The organism is Halobacillus sp. B29, from assembly GCF_052246755.1.
Taxonomy (GTDB): domain Bacteria; phylum Bacillota; class Bacilli; order Bacillales; family Halobacillaceae; genus Halobacillus; species Halobacillus halophilus.
This window is the reverse complement of sequence record NZ_JBQQCM010000019.1, coordinates 38,885-49,537: the sequence shown is the minus strand read 5'-3', so window position 1 is coordinate 49,537 and position 10,653 is coordinate 38,885. Positions and strand designations below refer to the sequence as shown.

The following is a 10,653-nucleotide window of genomic DNA, read 5'->3' as shown; positions in this document are numbered from 1 at the left end:
TGTTACGAGTTCTAAGACATCACGCCTTCTCGACCTTTGGTAGAAGTCGCTGACTGTACTCTTCTAATACCCGTTTGGAAGCCATTTTCATATGTCATGGTGCGAAAAAATTAGCATGAACGTCTCTCTGTTAAAGTTTAGTGTTGATATTACCTACAAAAGAGGACTTCCAATTTTATGGAAGTCCCCTTTATATATATTTGCTTATTAAACTAAAGCCCCCCTTTACTTTAAGACTCAGTACTAGATATCTTTCGCTTAGCGTTACAACTATTCTTTATTCTGCTGCATTAAGTTTAATTGAAAGAAAATCCCGCTTTCATTCGAGCATCTGAAATTACATAATAAAAACATTGAGAACTTAAGAGAAATATGGAAATGACAACCATTCGTCTATACAGTTTGTCTTAAAATTTCATAAATTATAGGGAAATCCAGAAAGGAGATACTTTCATGAAAACTGTTGTTATAGATCCAGGACATGGAGGATCGGATCTGGGTGCCACCTATCAAGGAAACCAGGAGAAGACCTTTAACCTGATGATCGCCTTAAATGTCAGAAGCATCCTTTCACAAAATTACGAAGTAGATGTCGTCATGACTCGGACTACGGATGTCACATTATCCCTCACTGCGCGTACCCAACTGGCCAACCAAATCAGTGCAGACTATTTCTTATCAATTCACAATAATGCTGCAGGCGGGAGCGGCTTCGAAAGTTGTATTTATAACGGTCCACTCGCTCCAGATACAAGAGCCTATCAAAATATCATCCAAAACTCGACCTTCAATGCCATTTCGAAATACAACGTCAGAAACCGCGGACAAAAGCGTGAGAATTTTCGCGTCTTAAGGGAAACGGATATGAGTGCGCTTCTATTAGAAGTTTTGTGTGTAGACAACCCGAATGATCTTGCTTTATTGAAAAGTTCAGCCTTTATCAACGATGTTAGCCGTGGTATCGCTACAGGCGTCGCCGATGCGCTGAATCTACCAGAAAAATCCCAACCTACACCTACACCAGGAGAGTTATACAGAGTTATCGCCGGTTCGTTCCAGAAACGAGAGAATGCTGACCAACGTGTCGAAGACCTCGCACAGGAAGGCATCGCCTCCTTCGTCGTGCCGGCAATGGTTTCCGGCGCCATGTATTACAGAGTGCAGGCTGGTGCGTATTCGAATGAAGACAATGCCAAAGAACAAGTGGAACGATTGCAGCGAGTCGGAATCACCGACGCGTTCATCATCAAAGGCGTCGAAGCGCCAATGCCTGAACCAGAGCCGCCAGCGGATCCATTGTACCGCGTCATCGCAGGTTCATTCCGAAATCGTGAAAATGCCGAAGAACATGTAGAGGCACTTGCTGATGAAGGGATCAATTCCTTTATCGTCCCTACGACGATTTCAGACGTTCTTTATTACCGCGTGCAAGCCGGAGCCTTTGCCGAAGAAGAAAATGCCCTGGAATTAGTCCAGCGCTTGAGGCAGATCGGCATCGCGGATGCGTTCATCATCCGAGGTGAAACCTCTGATCCAGACCCACAATTAGAGCCCGAAGACGGCTATACCATTCTCGGAGACATGTATTTGAATGCCTGTCAGCTCAACGATTTCGTCAAAACTGTCAACCCAGACGCTCCTAACCTCGTGGGTTATTATATCAAATATGGAGAAGCTTACGGAATCCGTGGAGATACCGCCTATGCCCAGGCCATCAGTGAAACCAACTACTTTCGATTCACTGGCCTTGTCAGCCCTGAACAAAATAACTATGCCGGTATTGGAGCCACTGGTCCCGGCAACCCTGGTGCTACTTTTTCAACACCAGAAGAAGGCGTCCATGCTCATATTCAGCATTTGTATGCGTACGCAAGCACAGAACAGATTCCTACTGGTTTTAAAAAAGTCGATCCACGCTTCGACTTAGTAACTCGAGGCAGTGCTACGACATGGGTGGGACTGAACGGCAAATGGGCCGTTCCAGGTGACACCTATGGGCAGCAGATTTTGGCTCTTCATGAGCGTAATATTAATTATACGCTCGCAGAGATGAACAAACAACTGGAATTGTTGAGTGGTGTTTTGAAGGAGTTGGAATAAGTGAAAAGCCAGATCCTCATAAAGAGGTTCTGGCTTTTTTCAACCACTTTACCTCCATTCCTGTAAGTATTTCAACGATTTCGTCAATAATCCAAATAATACCAGAAAAGAAGTGAAGCAGTTATTTTATGTAGTTATCTCGAAATCGAGTCTTCCACAAACCTGCCCTTATCTTGAAGACTCAGTTTCGAGATAATCGTCCTGTCACTTAATAGCAATTATTTCAAAATCAGCCCTTTACCACATGCATCTCTTACAATAAAAGAAAGGCCACTCAAAAGTTTATAAACTCTTGAAAGGTCTGTTGATTTTTAGTAGTCGATTTTAAAAACCAGTCAAAATCCAGTCAATATGTAGTCTAGTCCCACCTTATTATATCAACCCTTTATAAGATTAAGAACCTTCTCTACGAATAGAAATAGGGCAATAGTAATAAAATTAAGCCCCATTTCTACCCCAAGTGAGGTTTTGATGGTTATTACGGGTTTCTTAATTATAATATGGAGAAGATAAATTGCACGAAATAACCCACTCTTTGATTGAGTGGGGTTTGGCTATTTACGTAGATGTTGAAGAACTACTTGTGGCATCTGGTTTGCTTTTGGCAGGGAAAAACACTTTTTATCATGATTTACGAGGATATGGATGAATAATACGGCTCAATAATTTCATGGCATTGAATCTTTTACTTGTCACAAAGCTATCAACTAACTCATTACGCATTGACTTGGTTAAAAGATCAAGCGTTTTGTTATCAAACCTTTCCAATGTTCTTCGCAGGGTAAGAGAGTCGTGATAACTTGTAGATAATGGTTGGACCAAATTTTCATAATTGCCGATACCGACAATATCATGAGCTGCATAAATCCCTGTCAACATAGATTCAAATTGTCCAAAACCAAACACCGGTGTGATAGCGCCCCAACAATTGCCCACAAAAAACGTATTCCCTATCCTCGGTGTTTGAATTTTACCAATTCGATAATCTTTAATGGAATACTCACTTAGCACTTTAAAATCTTGGTCCAGTCTCCTGCAGCATTCAGCAAAACACTTTTTCCATAGCTCATTTTTATCTAGTGTCTCATTTTCGTGATATTGAGGATAAACTAATACAAGAGAGGCTTCCCTATCAGAGTGTGGCAGTACATACGCCATTCCTTTAGGTGCAAAATTGTTATTAAAAAAAGTGTGAGCCTCGGTTTGATTAAAATCTCCTTCAATTACTGCACCTTTAAAACTAGCCTTGAAAGCCACATCATATGGTTGGAATTTTTCGGTATCTAACACATCACCTGTAGCAAGAACCACATGTGTATACTCTTTGTAAATATCTTTATAGGATATATTTTTATTAAATTGAATTTCTCCTTTTAGCTGATTAGCAAGTTGCTTCTCATACGCTTCTGGATGCTTGCCTCGCATATTCGTAAACCCTAGATGTCCGTCTATAAAAGAATGCTCATTCTCAGAGTAAATGTGCACTTTTTGAATATTCGTCGTAGGCTTAAGGTAAATTTCGTGGGTTTCAGCTAAGTATTTAACTGCATCATCATAGGGAGTATGAAAGATAGAAAACATGGCCTCTGCAATGACAAAACGATCGCCTACCATTGCTCGTCTTTCAAATATATCTGCTTGATACCCATACTTCTCTAAAGTCAAAGCACAGGAAAGGCCAGACAATCCGGCCCCCATAATTGCAATTTTCATAATCTTCCTCCTCTTGGTTTTATTCACTTAGTATAAGAAAAAACAAACCTTTCTACTCATTCAAAAGTAAAGTGAGTAAGTTTTGGCCAATTAATGTAGAAGTTGAAGAACTCCTTGTGGCCACTGATTTGCCTTCGCAAGCATTGTTTGGGAAGCTTGAGCCAAAGTAGATGATTTTATTTAGTTCATCATTTCTTTGGCTAGTTACATGCGGATTAATTTTGACCGAGGTCCAACAATCAACTCACCTGACATGGAAATATAGAAAAGAATCCCTCCCCCCACCTAGCAAGAGTGGGGAGAGGGATTCTATGAATCCAGATTTATGTATTAACATTCTATGGAGTTTTGGCAATTCTGTGCAGTATTTTAACCGGAAAAAAACAACAGGTATCCTCTCCAATTAACACAAACATTCGTTCTGTGCCATCACCAAAAAATATTTAAACATTTTCAGAAAAAAGTGACACCAAAAACAAAACAACTAACGATAACATAGTAAAGGAGTGATTTTAATGAAGGATTTAAAACAACATATCAGTCAATGGGAAGCAGAATTGAAGAAGCACAATCTGGATCTGAAGGTTTTAGAAATTTTCGTTATCATGAGTAAGCTCCTCATTAATCAGAAAAGGTACATAAATGAACTGGGAGATATGGTTGAAAACTCAGGCTTACGAAGACTTGAGAAGGGAATTAAGGATGGAAGGTTATGATCTAAGGCATTAAACTTATTGAAAAATTGAAAAATTCACAAATTCCATAAGCATAATTCTTTTTCATCACATTGAAGTGAGGATTAAATGTCCATAGCCAACAAAATCTTACATGGTATAGTTGATCTAAATCTGTATTTGTAGATTTTTGATTGGAGGTGGATAATGTCCGATAAGAAGCTCTTGGAAGAGCAAATAGAAAAAACAAGAGAAAAGATGTATAGTGCTTATATGAATAATTTAGATTTTCAGGATGTTTTAATTATTTCTCAAAAACTAGATTGCTTATTAAACAAACTGGAAAAGCTGCGTAAAGAAAAACCTTCACTCTGGGAAAGTGAGGGAAACCAAGATTAAGTCCCCACTCTTAGAGCAGGGTACAGGCCGTGACTGTTTATTAAGTATTGGAAAACCAAACCTCATTTTCCATTGTAAACCAATAAAAAACAAATTTCTACATAAAAACTGAACTTTTTTCACCAACATTTCTGTTACTATTATTCCTATTTTCAACTAAAAACGCCCCCTTCTTAATTGAAGATAAGGCGTAGATAAACGTAAATAAATTAAAAACCATTCTTACTTTTACTTACTTTAGCAAGTCATACAATCTCATTAACACAATAGCAAAGTCGCCGCGCTTCAAGCTATCATTAGGACCAAAATTACCATTTGGATAGCCTTCCATCAAGCCAAGTTCCTTAGCTCTTTTAATGGCGGGTGCTGAGTATAAATCATTGGGCACATCCTTAAACCCTGTGTCTCCTGGAACTACCGGAGGAACGTACGCTACGTTAAAGTATTCACATATCCCTTTGGCGTGCTCAACAGCTACTTCCATTTGAAAATCTCTATCGATCATGAGCAGTGCTTCTCTTTTGTTATCCATGAATCCATTCTCTGTCAAAATTGAAATCATATTAGTTTCTCTTAGTACATGAAAGTTTTCTTCTTTAATGCCACGAAATGCTTGAGTAGTGCCTTGTCTCAGGTATTTTGCTACTGCATTAGCAAGTTTTCCAGATTCTCTATTTAGGTCTCCATTATAGACATAAATTTCTATACCACTCGGATTATCACCACTAAATGTTCCATCAAAAGCATTGTAATGTACAGAAACATAAGCATCAGCGTTTCTACTATTTGCTAAATCTGTCCTTTGTTTAAGAGGTGTGTCTGCATCTGTAGGAGCTACTAATAACGTATCAAAACCACATCTTTCGAGTTCTATTTTCAAATAGTGTACGACTGCTCGGTTAAATTCATTCTCGTGGATTGACCTACCAATTTCCGGTATATAAGGTGTACGCTTACCTGGAGTTTCCAAACCATGACCATCGTCTAATGCTATTAATCTAGCCAATATTAACACTCCTATTTAAATTTGGTTATTTTATAACCTCTTATATTAAATGCACCGGAAAAGAAAAGGTGTGGACGTTTACTCTATCTTTCACCCATTTTAGAAGAAATATATACTTTCTTATATAATACTAACCTAAAAAATCCCCACCTTTGGCGAAAGGTGGGGCTCTATCCTTGCTTAGAAAAATAAGAAAAGCAAGAAGTTAATTATTATATCATCTAATTTATTCTTTCTGAAACATTCATTCATATCATAGTGCTCAAAATGTATTTCTTCGGATGAATATTGCCACAGAAAAGCAAACTCGAGACACCAAAGAGTCACTACCTTTTATAGCTTTATAAATTCTGATACCCCTCACAAAGATAATTTTCAAAATGATAACGCTTTCTGAAATTATTTGAACTCATGAGAAAGTTTGAGGGCAGCTAAACCTTACATCATGCCGCCCATGGATTCATCTAATTCAATAAAAGAAAATAACATCTAACCAGATGGATAAAAACAATGTTTACAAGGTCCGTAACCAACTTCAATAATAAAAGAAGATAAACAAGGCTGTAGAAAAGTATGTCAAAAAGTATGTCATTTGATAAAGTCCTTAGAAGATAGGGGGATGACTAGATATGATTCCATATGTGAAGGAAATTCATGGCTTCTCCTTCAAGCTAAAGAAGTAAATCATCATTCACCTTTTTATTAGTGTAAAAGTTATTTCTTTGAATGTTTAGCCCTGAAAAAACATTATTTTCTGGAAAGTTGCCATCAAATTCTGAAGTGTTTAATAAGGTCAAAGTAACGCCCTAGTTCAGGAAGCTCGCACTAAGAGCTCATTGGTTTTCTTTGATAGAATTTAACAAGCCTGTTTTTGCGAGCAAGCCTAGAAATCTTCTGAATATCCATGTAATCATCTCCATAAAAAAGACATCTGTAATTAACAGATGTCAAAGTTTCTTGCACTTGATGTCAGGGCAAATAAAGCACAAGTTAATTTAGTTAGATTACTCATTATTATCCATACCTTCTTTTTTCTCTTGTTCTGTAATCTTTCTTCTTAATTCTTCTTTGTATTTTTCTTCATCTTCACCCTGGTATTCCAAATGTTCTTTGATTTCACGGAGCAGTCCTATCAATTCCTTTTCTTTTTGATCTTGCTCTCTAACTTCATCACATGAGCCTGAAATGTTTTTACGAAATATTTCTATTACTATCAAAGTAAACCTTATAGCGTTAGCAAGTAGAGCACAAAATAAGAAGGAATATATTAAAGTAACTCCTTCTTCACTAAAGTCAGTATTTAGTATTGATAATATTAAAAAGGTAAATGCGTAAGTTAAAGCCCAGGCAGAATAACTTATAAACCTATCAGAAACATTATCTTCCACCAATTTAGACACTGCTTTAGAATAATTTGTACCTAGTACAGACATCACCGTAATAAAGAACCCGATTAACACCACTGATATATTAATTAGTAATGAAGACTTGTTTTCATTAAAAAGTATTGAGCTTAACTCTTCTTCAAACTCTGATAACTTAGCCATACTTTCTACATCAAAAAACGGAATATTGATAATTAAAAAATAAAAAAACGAAACAACGATTAGCCCCAAAAATACTTTTGGTAAAATTAGTTCAAATAAAGAGTCAGATGCTACCAAAAGACCATTTTTAACTTTATCACCGAAATTTGTCTGTTTGCTAGTACTTTGATTCACTCATCACTGCTCCCTCCCGGTTCATCTTCAATTACCTTATACTTATCTTCAACTTTTACGATTAAACGAGTATCAAGAAATCGCCTATTGTCGGCCACACTATACCTTACTTTATCTTTAGTAAAACTGGTATATGCTTTATTTAAAGTTCCAAGGTTAGAGTGTATAGTGTTTATTATTTCTGCACCTACTAATTGCCATCCAGGATAAGAAGCAGGATTGTTTTCAAAAATTTTGTCTTTCAATGGCCCACCGTTATTTTTTAAATCTGCGTTGTCCAATTCTCCCGTTTCAGAATCTCGATAGCGAACTTTCAATGTATCCACCGAATTCATATTCATTTGAAGCATCTCTAACATTGCAAGGGCTGCATCTAGCCTCATAGTATTATGTTTACCATTATCAACGCCGAAAACCATTCTAACTTTATTTGCCTCCAGCTCTTCCTTGGCAGAGCCAATCTTCCTTAAAGAAGAAAGCACTTTGTTTGCTGGTTTTTCGTCTTCATTCATTGAATCTTCAAAATGACCCATGTGATATTCACTAAGAGACAAAGTTAACTCAATAGATCTAATCTGGGAAGAGCTTTTAAGATCTTCCATTCCCTTATAGGACATGATAGGGCTCAATACAATTTGGAATTCCGGGTAACCATTTTCATCTTTTGGAAGAAATGTGTTTAGATATTTTTCTATACCGCTCTGTTTCACTCCATGCATACTGCCTTCGATAGCAAACACATCGGTGTTTTCGTCATGAACTATTGTTACCATCTCAATTATGTCTTTTTTAACTTCATCTAACTCTTGTGGCGACTGTATGTCCCCAAGATACGGCTTATAATCTTGTCGATATTTCACAAATGGTAATATCCTATAATTTGGATTCTTTGAATGTAAGTCAATCTTTTTTATTGCGGTGGGGTAACCATCTATTCTCCTTAGCCTGTCAACCCAGTCAGCTAACCCAGCCAAATCTAAAAATTTACCCACAGGTATATTTGTTTTTTCTTCATTCTCATATATTGCTACTTGGTAAAATTTAACTGTTCTAGACATTAAGTCACACCCTTTCAACCGTTACAATTCGACACTATGATTCTATAAACCTCCTATTTATGGTGGAATTAGCAATTTTTGTAGAAATAAGGTTAAAGTAAATGTGTAGGATGTGATAAAGAAATTAAAAGAATGGGCTGAAATAATACAAAAACATCAAGGCAACATGGATGAAGAGTTAGTGGAGGTATTTTTAGATATGTGTGGTTATGCGGTGTTCTATAAAGCAGAATTGAACGACTGGAAGATTAACTTACCAATTGCTGCATATAAAAGAGAATGACGTTACGAATTTAGTAATGTATTTGAAGCAATGTAGATAATGCCGCCCATTCCCTGAATTAACTGAAGAATAAAAGATAAGGTGTAAAAACGATTAAATAAGATATCTGTATTAAAAAAGAAAATCCAGTCAATATCCAGTCGTAAGTATCACCTCAATATCCCCTAGGGTTAATATGGGGCAATGGTAATAAAATTCTTCCCCATATCTATTTTCATGTCGAGCTTCTACATTATTATGAACAATTATTGGCTCTTCCTTAAGAAGCTCATATAATCGTTACGTCCATGATTTGGTCAATATTAATGGAGGTATGTAATTTCTCCCTAACGGTTATACATTTCACTTTTCGTACGTTGAGGTCAATCTGCAATACCTTGACCTTTTCTTCACTATAATTAAAACCATTATGATATCTGATTTGTATTGGTAGACCGTCACTTACTGCCCGCTGAAGTTTAAACCCCATTTCCTCCATTTGCTGTTCATCCAAAATAGGTTTTTCAATGCGTTCATCCTCTTTCCACACCTGCTTCACCATCTCAACATGCTCAGGCAACATTAGAGATGTCCACTTAATTGTACCTCGATCCCGATTTCGATTATCCATTGATGACACTATTCCTTTCTTTATAAGGATGAACTGACAGGATATTTTCCTTTCTAAACGATCGAACTGTCTTCTTCGTATAACAGTATGCAAGAACTACGTCTCTTTTAATAGAAACAACACAGATAACACGCTGAGAAAAATTTCCCTTTTTCGACATATAAATTAGTTCAACTTTTTTCTTATCGGACTCTGACCGATTCAACATACCCTCCACTGTGGTCACTCCTAACACGAACATTTGTTCTTATAATATCACAAAGTAAAGAAAAGTAAACTTACAAATTTTGTGAAGGGTTTTAAAGATATATGTCGAATTATGGAATTGATACAAAATCGGGGAGGTTTTACGATTGGAAAGCGTGATTTCTAAACTTTTGGAGTGGCAGGAAGAATTAGCAAAAGAGGAAGTATCTGAAGGGATGGACAACGTTCTAGTCGACATCTTTTCTTATTTAAAGAAGCAAGAGCTTAAAATAAGAGAGTTAGAATCGAACTTAAGCGTATATGAGACTCCTATTAAACATTAAAGAACAAGCCCAGGCTCTTGGCCAGGGCTTGTTCTTTCTATATTCCGGAAATCCTATAAATCCTAAATTTAGGACAGTAACGGAGGTTGCAGTTATACATTCTTCTTATACTACGTTCGGTTTGCCGATTAAACTGCTTAATTATTTTCAAATTTTTTTCTTAATACCTTAATTCCATCTATAACCACATCCAAATCTTCATCAAGAATATGACAAGGATAATTCTCTCTTATTTCCCCTTTTTTCCTTGCCTGCTCAAAGTCTGGATTATTACCATACTGAACGAATACTGTACATGCCTTATGAATGTTCTCTGGATCAGCTGTATGCCAATGTACTGTCCCAAAAAACACACGATAGTATCTCTTGTTGCCTTTTAACTCTCCGTAACTGGATGGAATCAGTTTAAATGCCCATTCTTGATATGTCGGTTCTTTTTTCATTAAATCACCTCAAATTTGATTATGAGGTAATCATATACCTTACCACCTAAAAACGTAAAAGAGCAAAATCGTACAATTAATACAATAAGGTCCTAAAGCAGTTATTGACAAAACTT

At 36.8% G+C, this 10,653-nt stretch carries 11 protein-coding genes; 4 read left to right on the top strand and 7 right to left on the bottom strand.

Annotation, left to right across the window (positions count from 1 at the left end; translation table 11 throughout):
* The first annotated feature begins 453 nt into the window (after positions 1-453).
* Positions 454-2,100, top strand: a complete 1,647-nt coding sequence (locus tag ACTWP7_RS18950) for an N-acetylmuramoyl-L-alanine amidase (protein ID WP_443124519.1) — start codon at positions 454-456, stop codon at positions 2,098-2,100.
* Between the two features lie 624 nt (positions 2,101-2,724).
* Here the strand turns inward: ACTWP7_RS18950 and ACTWP7_RS18945 are convergent.
* Both ACTWP7_RS18945 and ACTWP7_RS18940 read right to left on the bottom strand, forming a co-directional pair.
* Complete coding sequence (locus tag ACTWP7_RS18945; protein ID WP_443124518.1) at positions 2,725-3,813, bottom strand: NAD(P)-binding protein; 1,089 nt, start codon at positions 3,811-3,813, stop codon at positions 2,725-2,727.
* A gap of 90 nt (positions 3,814-3,903) precedes the next feature.
* Positions 3,904-3,978, bottom strand: a complete 75-nt coding sequence (locus ACTWP7_RS18940; protein ID WP_443124521.1) for a flagellin — start codon at positions 3,976-3,978, stop codon at positions 3,904-3,906.
* A gap of 350 nt (positions 3,979-4,328) precedes the next feature.
* Between ACTWP7_RS18940 and ACTWP7_RS18935 the strand changes: the two genes are divergently transcribed.
* Positions 4,329-4,529 carry a hypothetical protein gene (locus tag ACTWP7_RS18935; protein WP_443124517.1) on the top strand — a complete coding sequence of 67 codons (201 nt, stop codon included), beginning with the start codon at positions 4,329-4,331 and terminating at the stop codon, positions 4,527-4,529.
* Between the two features lie 165 nt (positions 4,530-4,694).
* Positions 4,695-4,886, top strand: coding sequence for a Spo0E family sporulation regulatory protein-aspartic acid phosphatase (locus ACTWP7_RS18930; RefSeq protein ID WP_443124516.1), 192 nt, complete (start codon positions 4,695-4,697; stop codon positions 4,884-4,886).
* Positions 4,887-5,118: 232 nt separating this feature from the next.
* Here ACTWP7_RS18930 and ACTWP7_RS18925 read toward each other — a convergent pair whose 3' ends face one another.
* From ACTWP7_RS18925 to ACTWP7_RS18910, 4 genes are all read right to left on the bottom strand, one after another.
* The gene (locus tag ACTWP7_RS18925) at positions 5,119-5,892 is read right to left on the bottom strand and encodes an N-acetylmuramoyl-L-alanine amidase (RefSeq protein ID WP_443124515.1); all 774 of its coding nucleotides are present in this window, start codon (positions 5,890-5,892) and stop codon (positions 5,119-5,121) included.
* Positions 5,893-6,896: 1,004 nt separating this feature from the next.
* On the bottom strand, positions 6,897-7,613 hold the full coding sequence (locus ACTWP7_RS18920) for a hypothetical protein (protein ID WP_443124514.1): 717 nt from the start codon (positions 7,611-7,613) through the stop codon (positions 6,897-6,899).
* Entirely contained in the window at positions 7,610-8,671 is a 1,062-nt protein-coding gene (locus ACTWP7_RS18915) for a DUF6731 family protein (RefSeq protein WP_443124513.1), read from the bottom strand. The genes ACTWP7_RS18920 and ACTWP7_RS18915 overlap by 4 nt, the downstream gene beginning before the upstream one ends.
* A 551-nt stretch (positions 8,672-9,222) precedes the next feature.
* Positions 9,223-9,564, bottom strand: a complete 342-nt coding sequence (locus tag ACTWP7_RS18910) for a YolD-like family protein (RefSeq protein WP_443124512.1) — start codon at positions 9,562-9,564, stop codon at positions 9,223-9,225.
* A 353-nt stretch (positions 9,565-9,917) separates the two neighbouring features.
* On the opposite strand from ACTWP7_RS18910, the gene ACTWP7_RS18905 reads away from it, so the two are divergent.
* A complete protein-coding gene (locus ACTWP7_RS18905) occupies positions 9,918-10,094 on the top strand; it encodes a hypothetical protein (protein ID WP_443124511.1) in 177 nt (58 codons plus the stop codon).
* 137 nt (positions 10,095-10,231) lie between these two features.
* Here ACTWP7_RS18905 and ACTWP7_RS18900 read toward each other — a convergent pair whose 3' ends face one another.
* Positions 10,232-10,537: a hypothetical protein gene (locus ACTWP7_RS18900; protein WP_443124510.1), complete on the bottom strand. Its 306-nt coding sequence runs from the start codon at positions 10,535-10,537 to the stop codon at positions 10,232-10,234.
* Positions 10,538-10,653: the final 116 nt, after the last annotated feature.